This window comes from Streptomyces lydicus (assembly GCF_000717345.1).
GTDB lineage: Bacteria > Actinomycetota > Actinomycetes > Streptomycetales > Streptomycetaceae > Streptomyces > Streptomyces lydicus.
Genome location: NZ_JNZA01000047.1, coordinates 15,846 through 38,585 on the forward strand (window position 1 = coordinate 15,846; position 22,740 = coordinate 38,585).

The window sequence follows — 22,740 nt, forward strand, 5'->3', positions numbered from 1 at the left end:
CCCATGGCAACGACCGGTACTCCCACCAACATCACCCAGGGGTCGAAGACCAAGGGCGGCATCGGTGAGTCCACCCTGCGCCCCGACGGCACCCTGAAGGTCACCGGCGAGTTCGCGTACTCCTCGGACATGTGGCACGAGGACATGCTGTGGGGCTTCACGCTCCGCTCCACCGTCGCGCACGCCGAGATCGTCTCCATCGACACCTCCGAGGCGCTCGCCCAGTCCGGCGTCTACGCCGTGCTGACCTACGACGACCTGCCCACGTCGATCAAGAACTACGGCCTGGAGATCCAGGACACCCCGGTCCTCGCGCACGGCAAGGTCCGCCACCACGGCGAGCCGGTGGCTCTCGTCGCCGCCGACCACCCGGAGACGGCGCGGCGCGCGGCCGCCAAGATCAAGATCGAGTACAAGGAGCTGCCCGTCGTCACCGACGAGGGCTCCGCGACCGCCGACGGCGCGCCGCTGCTCCACGAGGGCCGCGACGACCACCACGCCGGACACGTACCGCACCCGAACATCGTCCACCGCCAGCCGATCATCCGCGGCGACGCCGCCGAGGCCGCCAAGAAGGCCGACGTCATCGTCTCCGGCGAGTACGTCTTCGGTATGCAGGACCAGGCGTTCCTCGGCCCGGAGTCCGGCCTCGCGGTGCCCGCCGAGGACGGCGGGGTGGACCTCTACATCGCCACCCAGTGGCTGCACTCCGACCTCCGCCAGATCGCCCCCGTCCTCGGCCTGCCCGAGGAGAAGGTGCGGATGACGCTCTCCGGCGTCGGCGGCGCGTTCGGCGGCCGCGAGGACCTGTCGATGCAGATCCACGCCTGCCTGCTCGCGCTGCGCACGAACAAGCCGGTCAAGATCGTCTACAACCGCTTCGAGTCCTTCTTCGGCCACGTCCACCGGCACCCGGCGAAGCTCTGGTACGAGCACGGCGCCACCAAGGACGGCAAGCTCACCCACCTGAAGTGCCGAATCGTGCTGGACGGCGGCGCGTACGCCTCCGCCTCCCCGGCCGTGGTCGGCAACGCCGCCTCGCTGGCGGTCGGCCCGTACGTGGTCGACGACGTCGAGATCGAGGCCGTCGCGCTCTACACCAACAACCCGCCCTGCGGCGCCATGCGCGGCTTCGGCGCGGTCCAGGCGTGCTTCGCCTACGAGGCGCAGATGGACAAGCTCGCCAAGAAGCTGGGCCTGGACCCGGTCGAGTTCCGGCAGATGAACGCCATGGAGCAGGGCACGATCATGCCGACCGGGCAGCCGGTCGACTCGCCGGCCCCGGTCGCCGAGATCCTGCGCCGCGTCAAGGCCCGCCCGCTGCCCCCCGAGCGCCAGTGGGAGTCCAGCGAGGGCGCCGACGTCCGCCAGCTGCCCGGTGGCCTGTCCAACACCACCCACGGCGAAGGCGTGGTGCGCGGCGTCGGCTACGCGGTCGGCATCAAGAACGTCGGCTTCTCCGAGGGCTTCGACGACTACTCCACCGCCAGGGTCCGCATGGAGGTCGTGGGCGGCGAGCCGGTCGCCACCGTGCACACCGCGATGGCGGAGGTCGGCCAGGGCGGCGTGACCGTCCACGCGCAGATCGCCCGCACCGAACTCGGCGTCGCCCAGGTGACGATCCACCCCGCCGACACCCAGGTGGGCAGCGCCGGTTCGACGTCGGCGTCCCGTCAGACGTACGTCACCGGCGGCGCCGTCAAGCACTCCTGTGAGCTCGTCCGCGAGAAGGTCCTGGAGCTGGGCCGCCGCAAGCTGGGCACGTACCACCCGGCGTGGGCCACCGCCGAACTCCTCCTGGAAGGCGGCAAGGTCGTCACCGACGGCGGCGAGGTCCTCGCCGACCTGGTGGACGTGCTCGAAGGCGAGGCCGTCGAGGTCGAGGCCGAGTGGCGGCACCGCCCCACCGAGGCGTTCGACCTGGTCACCGGCCAGGGCAACGGTCACGTCCAGTACTCCTTCGCCGCGCACCGCGCGGTCGTGGAGGTGGACACCGAGCTCGGCCTGGTGAAGGTCATCGAGCTGGCCGTCGCCCAGGACGTCGGCAAGGCGCTCAACCCGCTGTCCGTCGTCGGTCAGATCCAGGGTGGTACCACCCAGGGCCTGGGCGTCGCGGTCATGGAGGAGATCATCGTCGACCCCAAGACCGCGAAGGTGCGCAACCCCTCCTTCACGGACTACCTCATCCCCACGATCCTCGACACCCCGACCATCCCGGTCGATGTGCTCGAACTCGCCGACGAGCACGCGCCTTACGGGCTGCGCGGCATCGGCGAGGCCCCGACCCTGTCGTCCACCCCGGCCGTCCTCGCGGCGATCCGGAACGCGACCGGGCTGGAGCTCAACAAGACGCCGGTCCGCCCCGAGCACCTCACCGGCACATAGAGAGCAGTCCGGGGCCCTCCCCGGACCCGGTTCTCCGGGCGGTGCGTGTCAGGGGTGTCCCTGTCCGTCCTCCTCCGCGTACCGCCCGGAGTCCCTCCCCGCACCACGCAGTCGCTGCTGCCCTTCGACGCAGCCAGCACCCGTTCGCCTCGGGCCGTCCCCCGGGTCGTGCAGCCGAAGATCCATCCCAAATCTCGCACGTGATGCGAGGGCCCCTTTGAACCTTGGGAGTAAGGCACCATGACCCAGCAGTCCACTGAGCCGAGGACCACGGCGGAAGACGCGGGCGACGGCTCACGTCAGCCCGCCGGCCGGTCCTGGCTCGACCGGTACTTCCACATATCCGACAGAGGCTCGACCCTTGGCCGCGAGGTGCGTGGCGGCGTCACCACCTTCATGGCGATGGCGTACATCGTCCTCCTCAACCCGGTGATCCTGACCACGACGAAGGACATCACCGGCGCCACCCTCAATGCCGACCAGGTGACCACGGCGACCGCGCTCGCCGCCGCCGTCACCACGATCGTGATGGGCTTCCTGGGCAATGTGCCCCTGGCGCTGGCCGCCGGCCTGAGCGTCTCCGCGGTGATGTCGTTCCAGGTCGCCCCGCAGATGACCTGGGACAACGCCTGGGCGATGTGCATCATTTACGGTGCCGTGATCGTGCTGCTGGTGCTCACCGGCATGCGGGAACTGATCATGAACGCCATCCCGCTGCCGCTGAAGCACGCGATCACCATGGGCATCGGCCTGTTCGTCTGCCTGATCGGCCTGGTCCAGGCGGGCTTCGTCACCTCCATGCCCGGCCCGGGCGGTCTCGCCGGTGCCAAGCCGATCCAGCTCGGCAGCGCGGACATGCTCACCGGCTGGCCCGTCCTGTGCTTCGCCTTCACCGTCCTGCTGATCTTCCTGCTACAGGTCCGCAAGGTGCCCGGAGCGATCCTCATCGGCATCGTCGGCGGCACGGTCTTCTCCGCGCTCGTCCACCAGCTCGCCGGGCTGACCGTCAAGGACTGGGGTGGCCGCAACGCGCCGGTGATCTCCGGCTCCATCGTCTCCCGGCCCGACTTCGGACTGCTGGGCCACGTCTCCTTCAGCGGCCTGGGCGGCGTCGGCGGCATCACCATCGGCGTCATCGTCTTCACGCTCGTACTGGCCGGCTTCTTCGACGCCATGGGCACCATCATCGGCATCGGCCAGCAGGCCAACCTCGCCGACAAGGACGGCAAGATGCCGGGTCTCAACAAGGCCCTGGCCATCGACGGTGCCGGCGGCATCGTCGGCGGTCTCACCGGAGCCTCCGGCCAGACCGTGTTCGTCGAGTCCACCGCCGGCGTCGGCGACGGTGCGCGCACCGGCCTCGCCAGCGTCGTCACCGGCCTCGGCTTCGCGCTGTGCCTCTTCTTCACCCCGCTGGCGCAGGTCATCCCCACCCAGGTCGCGGCCGCCGCCCTGGTGGTGATCGGCTCGATGATGCTGACCAACGCCAAGCACATCAACTGGGACGACCCGGCGACCTCCATCCCGGTCTTCCTCACGACCGTGCTCATGCCGTTCACGTACTCCATCACCGCGGGCATCGCGGCCGGCGTCATCGCGCACGTCGCGATCAAGGCCGTCCAGGGCAAGTGGCGCGAGCCCGGCTGGCTGATGTGGGTGCTCTCCCTGGTGTTCCTGGCCTACTTCTCGCTCAACCCGATCGAGAACTGGCTGGGAGTCCACCACTGACCCGCCGTTCCTCACCTCCGTAATCCGTAAGGAGACCGACATGCTGGACATCGCCGAAGAGCTGCACCGGTGGGTCGAGCAGGGCCGCGAATTCGCGGTGGCCACCGTGGTGGCCACCAACGGCAGCGCGCCCCGCCAGCCCGGAGCCGCCCTCGCCGTCGACAGTGACGGCACGGCTGTCGGGTCGGTCTCCGGCGGATGCGTGGAAGGAGCGGTGTACGAACTGTGCCAGGAGGCGCTGCAGACCGGTCGGCCGGTGCTGGAGCGCTTCGGGTACAGCGACGAGGACGCCTTCGCCGTGGGCCTGACCTGCGGCGGCATCATCGACATCCTCGTCCACCCGGTACGGACGAGCGTCCCGCGCCCCGCGAACGACGGCGGCGGGGCCGGGGAGTTGGTGGACAGCACTGCCGGCACGCTCGCCGCCGGACTGGCCGCTGCCGCAACGGGGGAGGCGGCGGCGGTCACCCGGATCGTCCAGGGCCCCGCCGAACTCCTCGGCCGCGCCCTGCTCGTCCGCCCCGACGGCAGCCACACCGGCACCCTCGGCGGCCACCCCGCCCTCGACCGCACCGCGATCGAGGAGACCCGCGCCCTGCTCGACGCCGGGCGTACCGCGACGGTGGAGATCGGGGTGGACGGCGCCCGGTGCGGTCAGCCGGTGGTCCTCCTCGTCGAATCCTCCGTGCCGCCGCCCCGCATGATCGTCTTCGGCGCCATCGACTTCGCGTCCGCGCTGGTACGGGTCGGCAAATTCCTCAACTACCACGTCACGGTGTGCGATGCGCGTCCGGTCTTCGCGACCCGGACGCGCTTCCCGGACGCCGACGAGATCGTCGTCGAGTGGCCGCACCGCTACCTCGACTCCCAGGACCTCGACGCCCGCACGGTGCTGTGCGTCCTCACCCACGACGCCAAGTTCGACGTCCCGCTCCTGGAACGGGCCCTGAAGCTCCCGGTCGCCTACGTAGGCGCCATGGGCTCGCGCCGCACCCACCTGGACCGCCAGCAGCGGCTGCGCGACGTCGGCCTGACCGAACTCGAACTCAACCGCCTGCGCTCACCCATCGGCCTCGACCTCGGCGCCCGCACGCCCGAGGAGACCGCACTGTCGATCGCCGCCGAAATAGTCGCCAACCGCCGCGGCGGCACCGGCCTGCCCCTGAAGGGCGCGCACACACCGATCCATCATGAGGCGGGGGCGGTGGTGGGCCGGGTGGCCTGACTTCCCACGTTTTTGTCTGCGGCGCCGTGGTGGTTGCTCGCCGTTGCGCTGTGCGCCGCCGCCGCACGTTGTCGGCTTTCCCGCCGTATTTCGTCTCGCCGTGGCGCCTGCGGCGGGCTGGGTTGTTGATGGGTGCGGTGCCGCTCCTCCGGACTTCGTCCTGCGGCGCGGCCCCTCCCGTAGGGGGTGGGAAAAGGCCGGTGGGGGCGGGCGTCAGTAACGACGCTCGCCCCCACCGGCCTTCAACTTCTCCCCCAACGGGAGGGGCCGGACCGGAGGACGAAGTCTGGAGGGCCGGCACCGCACCCGACAGCAACCCGGCCCGCCGCAGGCGCAACGGCGAGCAATCACCACGGCGGGACGGACAAACACGTGGGAAGCTACTTCCGCCGCGAGGCGACCGCCGCCATCACCAGGACGTCGTGCCACTCGCCGTCCCAGAAGAGGGCCTCGCGCAGGCGGCCCTCCACCTCGAAGCCGCACTTCTCGTACGCACGGCGGGCGCGCGGGTTGAACGGGAAGACCTCCAACTGGACGCGGTGCAGGCCCACCCGGTCGAAGGCGTGGTCCAGCAGCAGCCGGATCGCCTCACTGCCGATGCCGCGATCGGTGGCGCTCGCGGCGAGGGATATGCGGAAGGTGCCGCTTGCGTTGTCCTTGTCGATCCCGCTCAGCGCCAGCTCGCCCAGGTACTCGCCCGTTTCCCGGTCCTCGATGGCGAGGTCGAGACGGTCGGTGCGCGTGGCGGCCTGGGCGCACCAGTCCTGGAGTTCCGCAAGGGTCCAGTCGTGGTGGGTGCCGGTCAGCCGGCGTACGCCGGGGTCCTGGAAGGTCGCGTGGAAGGCGGCCGCATGCCGTGGCGACAGCGGCACGAGCTGAATCCGGGTGCCGGGGAGCACCGGCTTCTCCGCGAGTGCGGTGGCATCGATCATGGCGGGATGATGTCGGTGCCACGGCCGCCACGGCAAGGCATTTGAGCGGCGGCCCGAGCCGGCCGGGGAGGGGAACCATGGAGCTGCGGCAGGTGCGGTACTTCGTGACGGTGGCGCAGGAGCTGCACTTCGGGCGGGCGGCCGAACGGCTGCACATCGTCCAGTCGGCGGTGAGCCAGCAGATCAGACGGCTGGAACGGGAGCTGGGGACCGACCTGTTCGACCGGTCGGCGCGGCAGGTGCGCCTCACGGCGGTCGGCGAGCGGTTCCTGCCGGAAGCGCGGGCGTTGCTGGCCGCGGAGCAGCGGGCGCTGGCGGTGGTCGCCGAGCTGACCGCCGGCCGTGCCCGCGCCCTGCGGCTGGGGACGAGTACGGGCCTGGGTGCCCATCTGGACCGGGTGCTGGACGCGCTCGCCGGGATCGCCCCGGAGATCGGGGTGGAGCTGGTGTCCGTACGGGCGCGGGAGCGGCTCGACCGGGTCGCGTCCCACGATCTCGACGCGGCGTTCCTGCGCGGCGAGCCGGACGGCGGTGGGCGCGACGGTCTGAGCTTCGTCCCGCTGTGGCAGGACCCGCTGGTGGCGGTCGTCCCGGCCCGGCACCGGCTCGCCGCCGTACCGGGCACCGTCTCCCTCGCCGAGCTGGCGGACGTACCGCTGGTGCTGACCGAGCGGCGCAACAACCGCGCCCTGGTCGATCTGGTCGTCAACGCCTGCCACGACGCCGGTTTCACCCCCCGGCCGGGGCCCACCTACGGGTCGCTGGACGACACCCTGACCGCGATCGGCGCGCCCGGCGTCCCCACCGAGGGGCTGTGGACCGTTGTCTACGCCGCGCACGCCGCCCGGCTGAGCACCCCGCGGGTCGCCTTCCTGCCGTTCCGCAACCTCGGCATGGAACTCACCACCTACCTCGCGATACGCCGCACCGACCCGCCCGCCGGACTGGACCTGCTGCTGAAGGCGTGCGCGGTCCCGGACCCGGGCCGGGACGCCGATCTCGATCGGTGATCGCTGCGTTCGCGATCCGCTTCTTGGTCGCGCGGGCCGTTCGCGATGGACTGGACGCACGCCGGTACCGCACCGGAAACCCGGGGAGAACCCGGGAAACCCAGGCCGGGAAACACGGAGATCTCCCTGATCCCGTGAGCCCCGAACCGCCTGATGAGAAACGGGAGTTCCGTCATGCCGATCGTCACCGTCCAGCAGGGACCGCGCAGCACCGAGCTCAAGCGCGAGCTGGTCAAGCAGATCACCGACGCGTTCGTCGACGCGTACCGGATCCCCGCCGAGACCGTCCAGGTCTGGATCCACGAGGTGCCCACCGACAGCTGGGGCGCGGCAGGCACCCTGACCGCTGACAAGTAGGCGACGCGGCGGGGCCGGCCTCCACGGGGGAAGGCCGGCCCCGCCCCAGCAGGACGCCACGCCCGGCCGTTCCCCCACCTCCGTCCGACCTCTTGACCCTCGCCATCGTGCATCTCGTAGCCTCAACTCCTTCCGGCCCAGGACCTGTCAGACTCCCTTTCACCTTCGAGAGACGTCGTACCGGATCCATCCGAAACACAGGAGAGAGCATGCGGACACCGATGACGATCGCGGACTTCCTCGACCGCGCCGACCTGGGCTTCCGCGACAGCCCGGGCGTGGTCGACGAGCCGCGTCAGCCCGCCCCGCCGGTGCCCGTGTCGACCTATGGGCGGTTCGCCGAACGGGTCCGTGCCTGGCAGGCCGGCCTGGACGCCCTCGGGATCGGCGAGGGGGAGCGGGTGGCGGTGGCCAGCCACAACTCCGCCCGCATGCTGGAGCTGCTGTTCGCGGTGCCCATGAGCGGCCGCATCTGCGTCCCGGTGAACTTCCGCCTCAAGCCGGAAGAAGTCGATTACCTGGTGGCGCAGAGCGGTTCCTCGGTGCTCCTCGTCGACCCGGAACTCGACGCCGCGCTGTCCGACGTCAAGGTGCGCCACCGCTTCGTCCTCGGCGAGGAGACCGAGGCGCTGATGCGGTTCGGGATCGAGCCGCGTCCGTGGTCCAACCCGGACGAGGACGCCACCGCGACGATCAACTACACCTCGGGGACCACCGCCCGTCCCAAGGGCGTCCAACTGACCCACCGCAACATCTGGGTCAACGGCATGACCTTCGGCCTGCACACCCGAGTGTGGGAGGGCGATGTGTACATGCACACCCTGCCGATGTTCCACTGCAACGGCTGGGGAATGCCGTATGTGATGGCGGGTCTGGGCGTCAAGCAGGTGGTGCTGCGCAAGGTCGACGGCACCGAGATCCTCCGACGCGTCGACGAGCACGGCGTCACCGTCATGTGCGGTGCCCCGGCCGTCTGGAACATGGTGCTCGACGCGGCGGCGACCTGGGAGGGCGACATCCCGGGCCGCGACCGCGTACGGGTCATCTGCGCGGGCGCCCCGCCGCCCACCAGGACGATCCAGCGGGTGCAGGAGGAACTGGGCTGGGAGTTCACCCAGCTCTACGGCCTGACCGAGACGTCACCGCTGCTCACCTTCAACCGCACCCAGCCGGCTGACGCGGACCTTCCCGCCGAGGAGCGGGCGCGCAAGCTGTCCCGTGCGGGCATCCCCGTGCTGGGGACGAAACTGAAGGTCTCCGAGTCCGGTGAGGTCCTGGCCCGCTCCAACACGGTCCTCGACGGGTACTGGGAGAAGCCGGAGGAGACGGCGTCGGCGCTGGAGGACGGCTGGTTCCACACCGGCGACGGCGGCACCCTCGACCCCGCCGACGGCCACCTCACGATCTCCGACCGGAAGAAGGACGTCATCATCACCGGCGGGGAGAACGTCTCGTCGATCGAGGTGGAAGACACGATCTTCAGCCACCCGGCGGTCGCCGAGGTCGCCGTCATCGGCGTCCCGCACGAGAAGTGGGGCGAGACGATCAAAGCCCTGGTCGTCCTGGCCGAGGGGGCGACGGCCGACGCGTCCGACATCATCGCCCACTGCAAGCAGCACATGGCCGGCTACAAGGCGCCGACGTCCGTCGAGTTCCGCGACACCATCCCCCGCACGGCCACCGGAAAGATCCAGAAGTTCAAGCTCCGCCAGCCGTATTGGTCCGGCACCGACCGGGGAGTCAACTGACCGAAGCCGCACGAACGGGGGCGGGCCGCTGCACACGCACGGCACGCCCCCGCGAGTCCCGCCAACCGGGCGGGGCTTGCGGCGCGGACCGGCATGGCGCCATGACGAGGCGTGAGGTGTCCGGATGCTGAGGGTCTCCGACGTGTGCAGGAGAGACCATGGGCGACCACTCCGGGCTTCGGCAAGCGCGGCAAGCGACCTCCACCGGCACGGGCCATGACACACCCGGTCAGCCCGGGGTCATCGGCATCGCGCTCGCCGCCGTGCTGACGGCCACGCTCGCGCAGGGGTCCTGGCAATGGTTCTCCACCTACATCGGAGTGACGCTCCTTGCGGTGATCTTCTCCTTCTACCGGCTGCCGGCGAGGCAGCCCGGCCTCGGCTCGACGTACTTCCGGAATCTGGCGGCGTATTCACTGGTCGTCGGCCTGTGCGTGGCGATCACCCTGGCCCCCGTGCTGCAGCGCTGGGCGTGGCTTTTCCCGATGCCGGGCACGCGTGGCGCGTGTCCTGAGCTGGGCACGTACGAGCGCATCCGGGCGGAGGCCGCGCTGGCGAACCTGGCCGGCCGCGACAGCGGCGCGTTGGCTCAGGCGCAAGCCCACCAGAGCCATGTCGCTGTGGCCGACTGCCTGTCAGCCACGACGACCCTGTGGCTGCCGCTGTACGGGCTCGGGGCGGCCGTACTCACGGGTCTGGGCGCCTGGTCACTCGACCGGGCGCGGGCGAGGAAAGAGGCGGTCGCGGCCCGCCGGGATTCTTCCCGGCCGGACTGAGCAGGCGTACGAGCGCGGCCGGGCCGCAGGGGGGCGAGGGAGACCACGCGGTGGTCCGTCCGCTCTGAGCTGCGTTTATCGCACGCTTATCGCCGCCCTGTGTGATCTCCTGTGAGACAGAGTGGGGGCCAACGTGCTGAACGAGATGGTTTTCCGTAGTGACGATGTACCGGCGGCGGACCGCCTGGAGTACTGGGCGGAGCGCGTGGGGGCGACGCACGCTCCCGTACACCTGTCCAGCGAGCGGGCCCACGACTTCCGGGCTCATCAACGGGTGCTTGACCTGGGTGTCGTGTCGCTGTGGCCGGCGACCTTCCAGCAGTTGGTGATCCGGCGTACGCCGAAGCTGATCCGGCAGTCCGATCCCGAGCGGTTCCATCTCGCCCTCGTTGCGCGGGGGTCCGGGGTCGGCACCTGGGACGACTGTGAAGCCGTCTACCGGGCGTCCGACCTGCACCTCAACGATTCCTCGATTCCGTGGCAGATCCGCTCCGGATCGGACACCCCGGCGACGGCGCTGGGGCTGGAGGTGCCCAAAACCCTGGTGCCGCTGCCCCGCGGCATGACGAGCCGCATGCTCCCGCGGCGCCTGCCGGCCGAAGAGGGCATCGGCGCCCTGCTGGCACAGTTCCTCACCCAGGTGTGCAGGGACAGCACGGCCTATCAACCGTCGGACGGACCCCGGCTGGGCAGGGTGCTGATCGACCTGGTCACCGCGCTCTTCGCGCACCTCTTCGAGACGGGCAACGTCCTGCCCGCGGACACCCATCGGCGGGTTCTCGTCCTGCGCCTCAAGCGCTTCATCGAGGACCACCTGCACGACCCCGACCTCACCCCGGCCACCCTCGCCGCCGCGCACCACATATCGACCAGCTACCTGCACCGCCTCTTCCAGGACGAGGAGGCCACGGTTGCCGCCTGGATCCGCCGCCGGCGGCTGGAGGCCGCCCGCCGCGACCTCGCCGACCCGGTGCTGCACACCACACCCGTCCATGCCATCGCCGCCCGCTGGGGCTTCCCCCAGGCGGCCGACTTCACCCGCGCCTTCCGCCGCGCATACGGAACCCCACCGCGGGACTTCCGGCGACGAGCGCTGGAGGTTCCGCGGTGAACTCGGCGTGCGGGACGAGTGGGACTGCTGAGCAGTTGTCAGTCACCGGGTGCCTCAACGCATCACCCGTTCAAGGAACTTGGGGCCGGGGAAGTCGTCACCGTCCTGGGGGCGGGCCGGGCTGGTCAGTTCGACGGCACCGGTGCACGCCACCCGGTCCGTGACCTTCGCGCACGCCACCGCTTCCCGCAGGTCGGACGTGGCCAGCATGGGGCTGACGGCAAGTCCCTCGCGGCCATCGGGGTGGGAGGTGAGCCGCGCGTCACGGCCGACCCAGATCGACACCTTCTGCGCGCCGCCGGAGCGCGGCTCCACCTCCGACCAGACGGAGCCGCACGACGGGCTGAAGCGAAGCCGCACGGTGTAGGTCGAGTCCACGATGGTGCTCTCCGTGCGTGCGTCGCGATTGCAGCCGAACCTCCACGGATACCGTCCCTGGCACCTGTGGCCGTGGCACGCGTCGGGCGCGCCCGCGTCCGTACGCGCGGCACGTGCGGGGATCTTCACGAGCGAGGCTGCCGCTCCCATGGTCGCCACCAGTGCCATCAGCGCCGCCAGCGCCCCGGCGGTCCGCAGCACCCCGGCGCCGAGGAGCGTCCTTCGGGCCGGCCCGCCCCGTTCCGTCGCGACGGGCGCCGTGGGCGCCTCGGCCGGGGCGGCCACCGGAGCGGTCCGGGCGCGGTACGCGGCGTCGTGGACCGCGAGCAGCCGTTTTTGATCCGCGCCCGCCACCTGGCCGAGCGCCTCCACCGCGCTTCGTGGCGGCAGCTTCTCGCCGTTGAGATAGCGGTGCCAGGCGGACCTGCTGTACGGGGTCTTCCTGGCCAGCCCGTCCAGGCTCAGTCCGGTCTGTTCCTTGAGGACACGCAACTCCTCCGCCAGGCGTTGCGCGTCGGTGCCGAGCGTGTCGGGCAGCGGCCGCCAGTGGGACACCGTGTGCGCCTCCCCTCACCACCTGCCTCCGACCCGGGAGTGGTCGCTTCAGCGGCCCTGACCCGAGGGTCCGGGGGTCTGTTTTCTCCCGGATGGCGGAATGTGTACCCACTGGTGGTGGCCGACGACACCCTGAACGCACCGAACGCAACAGGTCAGCTGAGCGCTTTGTCATACAGGCGGAAAGTGCGGCTGCCTGCCGGACCCTCGACGAAGCCCAGGCACAGTCGTGGTGTGCCACCGCCCCGCAACACGGCCAGGCCCTCCGGCTCGCGGGGCGAGAGCCCCGGGGCCGTCCGCTCCAGTTGCTGCCACACCACGCGTCCCGTCCGCAGATCGATGCGGTACAACCGGGTGTTCCCGCCCGACGACGCCGGATTCCCCCTTCCGTACGCACTGCCCAGGAGCTGGTAGGCGTAGTTGCCGTACAGGGCCATGCCCTGGAAGGGCAGCCCCAGATCGGCGCCCGGCTGGGCGAAGTCGGTCAGCGGCAGGTACCAACGGGCCCGGAACCGGTCCAGGTCGTACAGGGCGAACCTCGGTATGCCGTGCCTCTTGTACCGCAGCAGCAGGTGTCGGTGTGTCACATCAACGGCGGGGGCGTTGCTGGTGGAGCCGGGGACGGGGCGGTACGTGGCGAGTTCGCCGCTGCCCCGTTCCAGCAGCCGCCCGTCCGTGAAGCGGAAACGGCACACCCCGCGCCCGTAGCCGGACGACGGGTTGGCATTCCACTCCGTCCACAGGGTGACGCCGCCCGCGGCTTCCTCCAGCCCGATCGAGCCTCCGTGACCGAAGCCCTTCAGGTACATGTGGCCGGCCGCGGAGCCGTCCAGGGTGAGGCGGTTCAGGCACAGGTCACCGTTCCTGGCGCGTTCCGCGTGCGGGAGCGCCGTCCCTTCGCCCGGCAGCCGGACCCCGCCCGCCACCAGCTGGAGGGCGTAGAGGTGACCTCGCCGTTCGTCGACGGCGAAGGACTGCAGCACCGTGGTGTGGCGCAGCCGCCCGGCGAGGAACTGCCGGCCCGCCGCGGCCAGGGCGGGTGGCTGTCGGCTCGACGCCGGTGCCGCCCGTGCCCCCTGCGCCGGCACCACGGCAGCGGCCGCCGCGATCACCCCGAGGCCGCACACGGTCCTGCGTCGCGGCCCCTGCATGTCTCCGACCATCACGCGCTCCAAGGAATCGGATCGGCTGCCCGTCCGTTCGCCCCCTCGAACGGACGGGCAGCCAGCGGTCATTGCGGCGTCACCACGGACGGTGGCATCAGCTGCCGAGGATGCGGCACCACGGGACGGCGCGGAAGGCGTGGACGTAGTGCGCGGAGACGTAGCCCCGGTGGTGCGGGAGCTTGTACCAGCGCTCGGTGCCGTGCACCGAGCTGCCGTTGCTCTTGCACCGGAGGGACTGCACGCTGCCGTCGCGCAGGGTGCCGACCACGCGGTAGGCGGTGCTCGGGCCCGAGCGGACGTTCAGGTCGACGCCGTTCGGGGTTGTCACGCGGCCGTGCGCAGGGGTGGTCCTCATCGGTGCCGTGCCCTGGTGCGCGACGTGCCGGCCGGGCGCGGGGTGCGGGCAGGAGCTGGCGAACGCCAGCGTGGGGACCATGGCGAGGGCGGCGACCGCGGCGACCACACCCCTGCGCATCGTGCGTCGATTCATCGGGTTCTCCTCGAGTGAGCGGCAGGAGCACCGGAGCGTGACCCTGCGTCACTCAACGTTTCCGACGACGCACCTGAAGATGTGTCCCAGCCGTCCCAGGGACGAAGTGGAACGCGCCGGCCCGCACGCCGTGGGCACCGCGAAGCCGATAGCGGCGTGCCCCCTGGGGCTGATTGGAATTTCCAAGTTAGTGCTTGGAAATTCCAACTGCGCTCGCTAGGCTGCTCGGCATGAGCACAAGCGGCGTAGTGGGTTACGAGCTCTCCACGGATCCGGACCGTCTCAACGTCGGCCTGGTACACCACTGGCTCTCGACCGATGCGTTCTGGGCGCTGGGTCGCAGCCGGGAAACGGTCGAGAGGTCGGTGCGCGGCTCTCTCAACTTCGCCGTCCATGAAGCCGCCGGTCCTCAGGTCGCGTACGCGCGAGTCGTCACCGACCGGGCGACCTTCGCCTGGCTGTGCGATGTCTACGTCGCCCCCGCACACCGCGGGAAAGGGCTCGGCACCTGGCTGGCCGGCGCGGTGCGCGACCACCTTGCTCCCTACCGGCTCAAGCGCGTGATGCTCTCCACCCTCGATGCTCACGAGGTCTACTCGAAGGCCGGCTTCGTGCCCTTCCCGCACCCGGAGCATTTGATGGTCCTGAATCCGGCGCGGTGCAGCGATGCGCCACAGAACTGACTGAGGAATCCCCTGTGCGTGTGGTGATCCTGTGTGGTGGCGAGAGCCCGGAGCGAGACGTCTCCCTGGCCTCGGGGTGGTCGGTCGCTGGTGCCCTGCTGGAGCGGGGGCACGAGGTGGTCCTGGTCGACCCGGCCGCCGCGGAACCCGTCCTGGCCGGGCCGCTGCGGCCCGGTGCGGTGGTTGACGGGGCCACAGTGGGGAAGGAGCCGCCGTCCCTGTCGGACCGAGGTCAGCTGCGGAGGCGTCTGCACGCCGCCCTGACCGGCGGTCCGGTCCTGGACCTGCTGCGCGGCGCGGAGCGGGTGTTCGTGGCGCTGCACGGCGGCTGGGGCGAGGACGGTCACGTGCAGGCGCTGCTGGAGATGGCCGGCGTGCCGTTCACCGGTGCGGGCAGTGCGGCGTGTGCGGCGGCGTGGCACAAGGGACGGGCGCAGGCGGTGCTGGGTGCGGCCGGCGTGCCGGTGGCCGAGCGGGTGCTGTGGCGGCCGGGACCGGGGGAGGTGCCGCAGGGGGTGAAGCGGCTGGTGGCGGCCGGGCCGGTGGTGGCCAAGCCGGTGGCGGACGGTTCGAGTGTGTCGGTCCACCGGGTCGACTCGCTGTCGCAGCTGGCACAGGTCGCGGCCGAGGTGCGCTCCGGTGAGGGGGAGCTGCTGGTGGAGCCGTTCCTGCCGGGACGGGAGTTCACCGTGGCCGTGGTCGGCGACCAGGTGCTCCCCGTCGTCGAGATCGAGCTGACGACGCCGGTGTTCGACTATGCCGCCAAGTACCAACCGGGAGCCGTCAGCGAAGTGTGCCCGGCGCGCGTCCCGGACGATTTCGCGTCCCGTCTCCAGGAGTTGGCCCGGCGCGCGCACCAGGCTCTGGGGTTCGGCAGCGGCGCGTACTCGCGCGCCGACTTCCGCTGCGACGCCGGCGGCGAGCCGATGTGCCTCGAAGTGAACGCGCTCCCGGGCCTGACGGCGGCGAGCCTGCTGCCGCGCGCGGCGGCCGGCGCCGGCTGGACCTATCCCGACCTGATCGAGCGTCTCGTGGACCTCGCGACGCGCTGAGCTCGCGCACGACTGCGTGAGCGAGGAGAGCCGGCCCGACGTCTGGCGGCGCCTCGTCGAGGTCCAGGACCCGGCCTCTCAGGTCAGATTCAGCCCGCCGTCGAGCACGATGACCTCGCCGGTGAGATAGGTGCTGGCGAGCACCGACGCCACCAGGTCGGCCACGTCGGCGGGTTGGGCCGGGCGGTGCATGGGCGCGCGGTCCCGCCACAGCTCGTGCGCCTGCGCCCAGTCCTTCGTCATCGGCGTGTCCACCAGTCCCGGCGCCACCGCGTTGACCCGCACCTCGGGCCCGAGCGCCGCCGCGAGCAGCCGGGTCACGTGATTGAGTGCGGCCTTGCTCGCCGCGTACGGCACCGACGAGCCCTTGGGGCGCACTCCGGCGTGGCTGGTGATGTTCACGATGCTGCCGCCCGCGGGGGAGCGGCGCAGCGCGGGAAGGGCCGCCGTGCACAGCACCCATGGGGCGATCAGGTTGACCTCCAGCAGCTGCCGCCAGTCCGCCGGTGTCGCCGCGGCCAGGTCGTCGTGCGGGATCGGCCAGCTGATGCCCGCGTTGTTCACCAGGACGTCCAGCCGGCCGTACCGGCCGAGCGCCGCCTCGACCAGCCCGCGGGCCTCTTCCTCCACCGCCAGATCCGCCCGCACGTAGGCCCCGCCGAGTTCCGCCGCCAGTGCCTCCCCGGCCTCCGCGCTGCGCCGCGAGTGCACCACCACCCGCATCCCGTCCGCCGCCAGCCGCCGCGCGACGGCCTCCCCGATTCCCGACGTGGACCCGCTGACCAGGGCGACGGGCCGATCCGCTTGTTCCTTGCTCATGCTCGCGGATCTTGCCACGGCCCCTCTGCCGCAGGCCCGTCGGCCCCTGCCCTACCGGATGACCGAGCACTGCCCGAGCCGGCGGGACCGCGCGCCCGCGGGCGGCTCGGCAGGGTGGCGCGGTGCCGGAACCGGCTGATGATCCCTTTCCGGTGACGTCGCCCGGCGGCCCGCGGGAGACCCCGGTCATCATTCCGGGCGAGATCCGGAGGGAGATCCGCGGCGCATGCGGTGCCGGGTGGGTGGTTCCGGGAGCGTGCGCGACGCGTTCCGCTGCTGACGGATGACGCCCGGACGGCGGCCGAACCTTGCTTCGTTGAGCGAAAGAGCAGGCGATTGCGGGATCCTCGGGGCACGCTGGACGCCATGCTGTACGCAGGCGCGCACCGGGTGTCCTGCGGAGGGCTCGTCCTCTTCGGCGGGCAACCCTCCGGGCGTGCGGCAGCGATGGCCGGCATCGGGCTTTTGGGAGCAGTTGATGAACGCATGGGTGGAGGCGCCGGGGGAGGCGCCACCGAAGGGTGGAGCGATGCCTCCGCCCCTTGAGGGCCGGGGACGCGTGGATGCCCGGCTGTTGAGGAAGCAGGATCCGTCCTCGTTGCCGGCGCCCGGGTGGCCGCCCGGCCCGGGGACCGCGACGCCGGCCTTCGCGCACTCCCGCCACGTCCCGGCCCCCTGCCGGCGCAGCCGACGGCGGGAGTGCGCCGACCTGCCGAAGACCGTCTCCGGCAGGATCCGCCGCATCGACCCGCGCGAGCGCACCGCGCGCGGCGTCGGCGGAGCCCAGTACTGGGAGGAGAACCACCGATGAGCCGCCACCAGGAGCTCAGTTACGCCAGCGGAGCCGCCGAACGGCCGCTGCTCGGCCACACCATCGGCGCCGACCTGACCCGCACCATCGCCCGGTTCGGTGACCGCGAGGCGCTGGTCGAGGTGGCGAGCGGTCGCCGCTGGACCTACGCGGAACTGGGACGCGCCGTCGACGAGGTGGCCCTCGGCCTGCTCGCCAAGGGGGTCCGCAAGGGCGACCGGGTCGGCATCTGGGCGCCCAACTGCGCCGAATGGGTCCTCGTCCAGTACGCCACTGCCAAGATCGGCGCCATCCTCGTCAACGTCAACCCCGCTTACCGCGTGCACGAGTTGGCGTACGTCCTGCAGCAGGCCGGGATCACCGTCCTGGTCTCCGCCATCCAGCACAGGACGAGCGACTACCGCCGGATGATCGAGCAGGTGCGCGCCGAGAGCCCGGCGCTGCGCGACGTCGTCTACATCGGCGACCCGACCTGGGGCGGGCTGCTGGCCGCCGGCGCGGCCGTCCCGCAGTCCCGGCTCGCCGAGTGCGAGAAGGCGCTGACCGCCGACGACCCGGTCAACATCCAGTACACCTCGGGCACGACGGGCTTCCCCAAGGGCGCCACCCTCTCGCACCACAACATCCTCAACAACGGCTACTGGGTCGGCGAAACCATCGCCTACACCGAGCAGGACCGGGTGTGTCTGCCGGTGCCCTTCTACCACTGCTTCGGCATGGTCATGGGCAACCTCGGCAGCACCTCGCACGGCGCCTGCATCGTCATCCCGGGCCCCGCCTTCGACGCCGGCACCACCCTCAAGGCCGTCCAGGACGAGCGCTGCACCTCCCTCTACGGCGTCCCCACCATGTTCATCGCCGAGCTCAACCACCCCGACTTCGCCACCTACGACCTGTCCTCCCTCCGCACCGGCATCATGGCGGGCTCGCCCTGCCCGGAGGAGGTCATGAAGCGGGTCGTCGCCGAGATGAACATGGCCGAGGTCTCCATCTGCTACGGCATGACGGAGACCTCCCCGGTCTCCACCCAGACCCGCCGCGACGACGACCTCGAACACCGCACCGCGACCGTCGGCCGGGTGCTGCCGCACATCGAGGTCAAGGTCGTCGACCCGGCGAACGGGGTGACCGTGCCCCGCGGCACGCCGGGTGAGCTGTGTACCCGCGGCTACAGCGTGATGCTCGGCTACTGGGAGGACGCCGAGCGCACCGCCGAGGTCATCGACGCGGCTCGCTGGATGCACACCGGTGACCTCGCGGTGATGAACGACGACGGCTACGTCCGGATCGTCGGCCGCATCAAGGACATGATCATCAGGGGTGGGGAGAACGTCTACCCGCGAGAGATCGAGGAGTTCCTCTACTCCCACCCCAAGATCGCTGACGTCCAGGTCGTCGGGGTCCCCGACGAGAAGTACGGCGAGGAGATCGCCGCCTGCGTCATCCTGCGGGACCCCGAAGACCCGCTCACCCGCGATGAGTTGGCCCGCTTCTGCCGCTCCCGGCTCGCCCACTACAAGGTGCCGCGGTACCTGGAGATCGTCGACGCCTTCCCGATGACCGTCAGCGGCAAGGTCCGCAAGGTCGAGCTGCGCGAGCGGCTGGCCAAGGAACTGGGCGCGGTGTCGTCGTAGGTCCTCGCGGCCGGAGGGCGCCGTCGAGGCGCCCCCGGCCCGACGGGCCTTTCCGGGGCGCCGGTGCGGGTGGGCTCACCCGGCCGGCGCGCCGGCACCCTCCGGGACCGGCACCGCGCAGAGGTGCGCGGGCGCCCCGGTGCGGGGGATGTCCTCCGCCAGGAGCCCGGCCCAGGACGGCCGCCGGTGCGGCGCCCGGCGCGCCATCTCGCGCGCGACGGTGCCGGGCCACGCCTCGGCCGTGCCGGTACGGGCCCGCCACCAGCGGGGGAGGTGGTCATGGGCGCGGTCCACGGTGACCTCGTCGGCGGTGATCCGCACCCGGACGTACAGCCACCGTCCGGACGCGTCCCCGTCCGCGTCCCCGACCGCATCCGTCAGCCGGAGGTCCCCCAGCAGTGCGCACAGCTCCTCGCCGAGCCTCCTGCCCTGCTCGTCGAGGAAGCCGTCCGCCCGGTACCGGTTCCCCGGGTCCGCGCCGTCGACGAAGGCCGCGGTGACCGTGCAACTCCCGTCCTCCCAGGGATGGTTGGCGCGCATCCAGGTCACCAGCCGACCCAGGGCGCCGCTCTCGGCGGCCGGCGCCCGCTCCGCCTCACCGGACGCCCGCATCGCGACCGCGAGCACCGCCGCGTACTGCTCGGGCAGCCAGCACGGCACCCGGCGGCCCGCGGGCTCTCCCCGGCCGGCCGGCAGCTCGGGGCGGCCGACCGAGCGTGCGGCCGCGGCCCGCGCCTCCTCCGTCCCCCTGCGCCGCACCTCGTCCGGGTCGGCGCCGTCCGCACGCAGCGCGTCGAGGACCGCCCGCACCTCGGCGTCATCGGCGGGGACCATGGCGGCCACCCCGTCGTCGCGCACCTCCGCGGGGTACGGGGCCCGGCCCCATGCCCCGTCCGCCCACCAGTAGACGAAGCCGATCTCCTCGTCCCCTTCGATCTCCGCCGTCAGCCACTCCCACGGCAGCCAGTGCGGTCCGCCGGCGAGGAGATCCACCGGCCGGGGGCGGCCGACGGTCTCGCTGTAGTCGTTGTCGATGCCGTGGAGCACGGCTCGGCCGCCCTCGACCCAGGTGAGCGCCCACCACCCGTTCCCCACGTCGTCGGAGCGCAACCCCGTCCCGTCCACCCGGTAGTTGTGCACGGGCAACGGGCTCTCCGCACTCCAGGCCGCCAGGGTGGCGGCATGCTGCCAGAGCACCTCGGGGGAGGGCAGCAACTCGGGCCGGCCTGGGCTACCGAAGGGGGTCATGCGACTCCTGATGCGTGGGGTGGGTGTGGTGAGGATGGTGGGTGTGGTGCGGGCGGGTGTGTCCGGTACGGACGCCGTGTTCCGCCGGCCGGTTCCGACCCGGGCGGGGCCCAGTCCCGCCGGAGCGCGGGGTCTCGCCCGGGTCCAGGCCACCACCGGGCATCGCCCGGTGGGCGCCGACCTCTTCGTTGTCGTACGGGAGGAGGAGTATCCAGCCGTCGTTCACTTGGCGATCCTGCGGCAGCTTCAGCGCTGCCGCTCTCCCGGCCAGTCGAGCAACAGCCGCTGGGGACGCGGCAGTGAGGCCACCACCAGGTCGTAGGAGTCCTCGATCATGTCGCGCACCAGCCGGTCGGGCAGCGCGCCGTCCAGCGAGACGGTGTTCCAGTGCCGCTTGTTGAGGTGATAGCCGGGCACCACCTCCGGGTGCGCCGCGCGCAGCCGTTCGGCCAGCTCGGGGTCGCACTTGAGGCTCACGGTGAGCGGTGCGCCCGTCAGTGTGGTCAGCGCGAAGATCTTGCCGCCGACCTTGAAGGTCGAGACGTCCGGGTTCCGGGGGAAGGGAAATTCCTCGGTCGCGCCGTTGAAGCCCAGGCAGGTGGCCCGGAGGGCGTTCGCGTCGATCATCCCGCCATTATGTCCGGAGCGGTCAGAAAGATGTGATGAGCTGTCATCGCGTGCGTCGCTCCCGGCCGCTCAGTCGCCGGCCCCTGACCGCCCGCCGGGCTCCCGTCGCATGCCCACCCGCGGCCAGCGGTCCAGTCCCAGCTCCGCCTCCCGCGCGCGAAGGGCGCGCAGCCCCGGGGTGAGTTCGGCGTCGGCCAGCAGCCGGAAGCCGAGGCGGGCGTAGTACGGCGCGTTCCACGGCACCTCCGCGAAGGTGGTCAGCGTCAGCGCGACCGGCCCGCCGTCCCGCTCCGCGCGGTCGATGAGCGCCCGGCCGATGCCCTGACGGGAGTGCTCCGGGTGCACCGACACCTGCTCGATGTGGGTGCAGCCGTCGACCGGCGCCCGCAGGAGATAGCCGACGGGCCGGCCTTCCACGTACGCGGCCAGCGCCCGTCCGGCCCGCTGAAAAGCGGTCAGCTCGGCGAGCGTCGGCGGCTCGTCGTCCGCGACCGCCGCCATGCCCAGGGCACGGAACGGCTCACCGGCGGCCCGCTCGATGGCGCGCAGCAGAGGCAGATCGTCGGGGGACGGCGGGCGGATGATCACCGGGCCAGTGTCCTCCGTGCCGTCGCCCCTGACGAGTGGATTTCGCCCACGTCGTGCCGGGTGTCAGGTCAGGCTCGCGGCCTGTTCCCTCGTGTCCAGGGGCGCGTGCTCGCGGCGCGGGAGCAGCAGCGGGGTGGCGAGGAGGAGGACTCCGGCGACCGCGATCGCGGTGCGCGGGCCGGTGAGGGCGGCCAGCAGGCCCCACACCGCGGTCATGGCGGCGATGGCGGCGCTGCTGCTGACCGACCACGCGGTCAGGGTGCGGACGACCCGGTCGCTGGGAGTGTGGTCGAGCCGGTAGGTGGCCAGCACCGGGTTGAACAGGCCGCAGCAGGTCACCAGGCCGAATTGGACGACCATGATGAGTACGAGCCCGGGGACACCGGGCCGGACGAATGCCAGTCCGACCGGCCAGCACGCACGCAGCACCCCGGCCGAGAACATCACCTTGTGCTGCCCGAACCGCGCCACGAGGCGGGGCGCCAGACGCGAGCCGATCAGGCCACCGACGCAAGGGGCCGCGAACGCGAGACCGTACTGCCAGGGTGCGAACCGGAGAGGGCCCAGCAGGAGTACGGCGAGCAGCGGCTCGGTCGCCATGATCAGGCCGTTGACCACGATCGCGTTGAAGAACAGCGGGCGCAGCGTGGCGTGGGCGAGGACGTAGCGCCAGCCCTCCAGCAGCTCGCCTGCTCGCAGCCGTGCGGCACCGGCTCGCGCGGGGCGCGGTTCCGTCCCGCCGATGGCGCGGAGGCCCAGCGCCGAGAGCAGGTAGCTGACCGCATCGGCCACCACGGTCGTCATCGGGCCGAACATCCCGATCGCGGCCCCGCCCAGCGGCGGTCCGACCACCGTCGCGGTCCACGTCGTGGACTCGAACCGGCCGTTCGCGACGAGCAGGTCCTCCGGCGGCACGAGCCCCTTCAGATACGCCCCGCTGGCGGCCCGGAAGGCGATGTCCGCCGTGGCGACGGCGACGGACACGACGAGGAGCTGGGCGAAGCTGAGCCGGCCGAGCGCGAACGCGGCGGGGACACTCAGCAACGCCGCGCACCGGATCAGGTCCATCGCCACCATGACCGGCCGCTTGCGGCGGAACTCCACCCACGGCCCGAGCGGCACCGCGACCAGCGCTCCCACCGCCCGCCCCGCGGCAGCCAGCGCCGCCACCTGGGTCGGCCCGGAGTGCAGCACGAGGACCGCGATCATGGGAAACGCACCGAACCGGAGCCCGGTGCCGTACGAGCTGACGACAAACGCCGCCCACAACCACCCGAACTGCCGCCCCAGCGCCCGCCGACCCGTCATCCCCCACGCCCATCTCGTCGATCCGAACAACCTCACGTTGACCGTCGGCCATCAAAGCGGCTCGCGGAGGCCCGGATCAAACAACCGATCAGCCAGGGAGTCACAACCA

General features: G+C 71.6%; 21 protein-coding genes. 12 read left to right on the forward strand and 9 right to left on the reverse strand.

The genetic code is table 11. From position 1 onward, the window contains the following. Positions 1–3: 3 nt before the first annotated feature. The 3 genes from OO62_RS32475 to OO62_RS32485 all read left to right on the forward strand — a co-directional run bounded on the left by OO62_RS32475 (position 4) and on the right by OO62_RS32485 (position 5,338). Complete coding sequence (locus OO62_RS32475; protein ID WP_033271267.1) at positions 4–2,385, forward strand: xanthine dehydrogenase family protein molybdopterin-binding subunit; 2,382 nt, start codon at positions 4–6, stop codon at positions 2,383–2,385. 240 nt (positions 2,386–2,625) lie between these two features. Next, the gene (locus tag OO62_RS32480; RefSeq protein ID WP_033271268.1) at positions 2,626–4,113 is read left to right on the forward strand and encodes an NCS2 family permease; all 1,488 of its coding nucleotides are present in this window, start codon (positions 2,626–2,628) and stop codon (positions 4,111–4,113) included. 40 nt (positions 4,114–4,153) lie between these two features. Further along, entirely contained in the window at positions 4,154–5,338 is a 1,185-nt protein-coding gene (locus OO62_RS32485) for an XdhC family protein (RefSeq protein WP_033271269.1), read from the forward strand. 380 nt (positions 5,339–5,718) lie between these two features. Here OO62_RS32485 and OO62_RS32490 read toward each other — a convergent pair whose 3' ends face one another. Continuing rightward, complete coding sequence (locus OO62_RS32490) at positions 5,719–6,270, reverse strand: GNAT family N-acetyltransferase (protein ID WP_033271270.1); 552 nt, start codon at positions 6,268–6,270, stop codon at positions 5,719–5,721. A 77-nt stretch (positions 6,271–6,347) separates the two neighbouring features. Here OO62_RS32490 and OO62_RS32495 point away from each other — a divergent pair, with 77 nt between their 5' ends. The 5 genes from OO62_RS32495 (at position 6,348) to OO62_RS32515 (ending at position 11,272) form a co-directional block, all read left to right on the forward strand. Further along, on the forward strand, positions 6,348–7,280 hold the full coding sequence (locus OO62_RS32495) for a LysR family transcriptional regulator (protein ID WP_051733806.1): 933 nt from the start codon (positions 6,348–6,350) through the stop codon (positions 7,278–7,280). Positions 7,281–7,454: 174 nt separating this feature from the next. Continuing rightward, entirely contained in the window at positions 7,455–7,637 is a 183-nt protein-coding gene (dmpI, locus tag OO62_RS32500) for a 4-oxalocrotonate tautomerase DmpI (RefSeq protein ID WP_033271271.1), read from the forward strand. Positions 7,638–7,846: 209 nt separating this feature from the next. Further along, the gene (locus OO62_RS32505; RefSeq protein ID WP_033271272.1) at positions 7,847–9,385 is read left to right on the forward strand and encodes an AMP-binding protein; all 1,539 of its coding nucleotides are present in this window, start codon (positions 7,847–7,849) and stop codon (positions 9,383–9,385) included. Between the two features lie 158 nt (positions 9,386–9,543). Beyond that, a complete protein-coding gene (locus OO62_RS32510; RefSeq protein ID WP_033271273.1) occupies positions 9,544–10,161 on the forward strand; it encodes a hypothetical protein in 618 nt (205 codons plus the stop codon). 133 nt (positions 10,162–10,294) lie between these two features. Beyond that, positions 10,295–11,272: a helix-turn-helix domain-containing protein gene (locus OO62_RS32515; RefSeq protein WP_033271289.1), complete on the forward strand. Its 978-nt coding sequence runs from the start codon at positions 10,295–10,297 to the stop codon at positions 11,270–11,272. A gap of 54 nt (positions 11,273–11,326) precedes the next feature. On the opposite strand, the gene OO62_RS37230 is transcribed toward OO62_RS32515, so the two are convergent. The 3 genes from OO62_RS37230 to OO62_RS32530 form a co-directional block, all read right to left on the reverse strand. Continuing rightward, entirely contained in the window at positions 11,327–12,205 is an 879-nt protein-coding gene (locus OO62_RS37230; RefSeq protein WP_051733807.1) for a helix-turn-helix domain-containing protein, read from the reverse strand. Positions 12,206–12,360: 155 nt separating this feature from the next. After that, a complete protein-coding gene (locus OO62_RS32525; protein WP_129322883.1) occupies positions 12,361–13,356 on the reverse strand; it encodes a phage baseplate protein in 996 nt (331 codons plus the stop codon). A 109-nt stretch (positions 13,357–13,465) separates the two neighbouring features. Then, positions 13,466–13,861 (reverse strand): SH3 domain-containing protein, encoded by a 396-nt coding sequence (locus tag OO62_RS32530; RefSeq protein WP_033271274.1) that lies wholly within the window; start codon positions 13,859–13,861, stop codon positions 13,466–13,468. Positions 13,862–14,091: 230 nt separating this feature from the next. Here OO62_RS32530 and OO62_RS32535 point away from each other — a divergent pair, with 230 nt between their 5' ends. Continuing rightward, on the forward strand, positions 14,092–14,544 hold the full coding sequence (locus tag OO62_RS32535) for a GNAT family N-acetyltransferase (RefSeq protein WP_033271275.1): 453 nt from the start codon (positions 14,092–14,094) through the stop codon (positions 14,542–14,544). A 14-nt stretch (positions 14,545–14,558) separates the two neighbouring features. Continuing rightward, complete coding sequence (locus OO62_RS32540) at positions 14,559–15,596, forward strand: D-alanine--D-alanine ligase family protein (RefSeq protein WP_033271276.1); 1,038 nt, start codon at positions 14,559–14,561, stop codon at positions 15,594–15,596. A gap of 78 nt (positions 15,597–15,674) precedes the next feature. Here the strand turns inward: OO62_RS32540 and OO62_RS32545 are convergent, their stop codons facing one another. Further along, entirely contained in the window at positions 15,675–16,415 is a 741-nt protein-coding gene (locus tag OO62_RS32545; protein WP_033271277.1) for an SDR family NAD(P)-dependent oxidoreductase, read from the reverse strand. A gap of 529 nt (positions 16,416–16,944) precedes the next feature. Here OO62_RS32545 and OO62_RS32550 point away from each other — a divergent pair. Both OO62_RS32550 and OO62_RS32555 read left to right on the forward strand, forming a co-directional pair. After that, positions 16,945–17,226 (forward strand): hypothetical protein, encoded by a 282-nt coding sequence (locus OO62_RS32550; protein WP_143686353.1) that lies wholly within the window; start codon positions 16,945–16,947, stop codon positions 17,224–17,226. Further along, positions 17,223–18,860, forward strand: a complete 1,638-nt coding sequence (locus OO62_RS32555; protein WP_033271279.1) for an AMP-binding protein — start codon at positions 17,223–17,225, stop codon at positions 18,858–18,860. The genes OO62_RS32550 and OO62_RS32555 overlap by 4 nt, the downstream gene beginning before the upstream one ends. Positions 18,861–18,935: 75 nt before the next feature. Here OO62_RS32555 and OO62_RS37235 read toward each other — a convergent pair whose 3' ends face one another. From OO62_RS37235 to OO62_RS32575, 4 genes are all read right to left on the reverse strand, one after another. After that, positions 18,936–20,108, reverse strand: coding sequence for a hypothetical protein (locus OO62_RS37235; protein WP_051733809.1), 1,173 nt, complete (start codon positions 20,106–20,108; stop codon positions 18,936–18,938). A gap of 246 nt (positions 20,109–20,354) precedes the next feature. After that, the gene (locus tag OO62_RS32565) at positions 20,355–20,735 is read right to left on the reverse strand and encodes an MmcQ/YjbR family DNA-binding protein (RefSeq protein WP_033271280.1); all 381 of its coding nucleotides are present in this window, start codon (positions 20,733–20,735) and stop codon (positions 20,355–20,357) included. A 69-nt stretch (positions 20,736–20,804) separates the two neighbouring features. After that, positions 20,805–21,323, reverse strand: coding sequence for a GNAT family N-acetyltransferase (locus OO62_RS32570; protein WP_206738442.1), 519 nt, complete (start codon positions 21,321–21,323; stop codon positions 20,805–20,807). 63 nt (positions 21,324–21,386) lie between these two features. After that, a complete protein-coding gene (locus tag OO62_RS32575; protein WP_033271281.1) occupies positions 21,387–22,631 on the reverse strand; it encodes an MFS transporter in 1,245 nt (414 codons plus the stop codon). Between the last annotated feature and the right edge of the window lie 109 nt (positions 22,632–22,740).

Coding starts and splice junctions, on each gene's coding strand:
- OO62_RS32475 (WP_033271267.1), top strand. CDS start 4: ATGGCAACGACCGGTACTCCCACCAACATCACCCAGGGGTCGAAGACC.
- OO62_RS32480 (WP_033271268.1), top strand. CDS start 2,626: ATGACCCAGCAGTCCACTGAGCCGAGGACCACGGCGGAAGACGCGGGC.
- OO62_RS32485 (WP_033271269.1), top strand. CDS start 4,154: ATGCTGGACATCGCCGAAGAGCTGCACCGGTGGGTCGAGCAGGGCCGC.
- OO62_RS32490 (WP_033271270.1), bottom strand. CDS start 6,270: ATGATCGATGCCACCGCACTCGCGGAGAAGCCGGTGCTCCCCGGCACC.
- OO62_RS32495 (WP_051733806.1), top strand. CDS start 6,348: ATGGAGCTGCGGCAGGTGCGGTACTTCGTGACGGTGGCGCAGGAGCTG.
- dmpI (WP_033271271.1), top strand. CDS start 7,455: ATGCCGATCGTCACCGTCCAGCAGGGACCGCGCAGCACCGAGCTCAAG.
- OO62_RS32505 (WP_033271272.1), top strand. CDS start 7,847: ATGCGGACACCGATGACGATCGCGGACTTCCTCGACCGCGCCGACCTG.
- OO62_RS32510 (WP_033271273.1), top strand. CDS start 9,544: ATGGGCGACCACTCCGGGCTTCGGCAAGCGCGGCAAGCGACCTCCACC.
- OO62_RS32525 (WP_129322883.1), bottom strand. CDS start 13,356: ATGCAGGGGCCGCGACGCAGGACCGTGTGCGGCCTCGGGGTGATCGCG.
- OO62_RS32530 (WP_033271274.1), bottom strand. CDS start 13,861: ATGAATCGACGCACGATGCGCAGGGGTGTGGTCGCCGCGGTCGCCGCC.
- OO62_RS32535 (WP_033271275.1), top strand. CDS start 14,092: ATGAGCACAAGCGGCGTAGTGGGTTACGAGCTCTCCACGGATCCGGAC.
- OO62_RS32545 (WP_033271277.1), bottom strand. CDS start 16,415: ATGAGCAAGGAACAAGCGGATCGGCCCGTCGCCCTGGTCAGCGGGTCC.
- OO62_RS32550 (WP_143686353.1), top strand. CDS start 16,945: ATGCCTCCGCCCCTTGAGGGCCGGGGACGCGTGGATGCCCGGCTGTTG.
- OO62_RS32555 (WP_033271279.1), top strand. CDS start 17,223: ATGAGCCGCCACCAGGAGCTCAGTTACGCCAGCGGAGCCGCCGAACGG.
- OO62_RS37235 (WP_051733809.1), bottom strand. CDS start 20,108: ATGACCCCCTTCGGTAGCCCAGGCCGGCCCGAGTTGCTGCCCTCCCCC.
- OO62_RS32565 (WP_033271280.1), bottom strand. CDS start 20,735: ATGATCGACGCGAACGCCCTCCGGGCCACCTGCCTGGGCTTCAACGGC.
- OO62_RS32575 (WP_033271281.1), bottom strand. CDS start 22,631: ATGACGGGTCGGCGGGCGCTGGGGCGGCAGTTCGGGTGGTTGTGGGCG.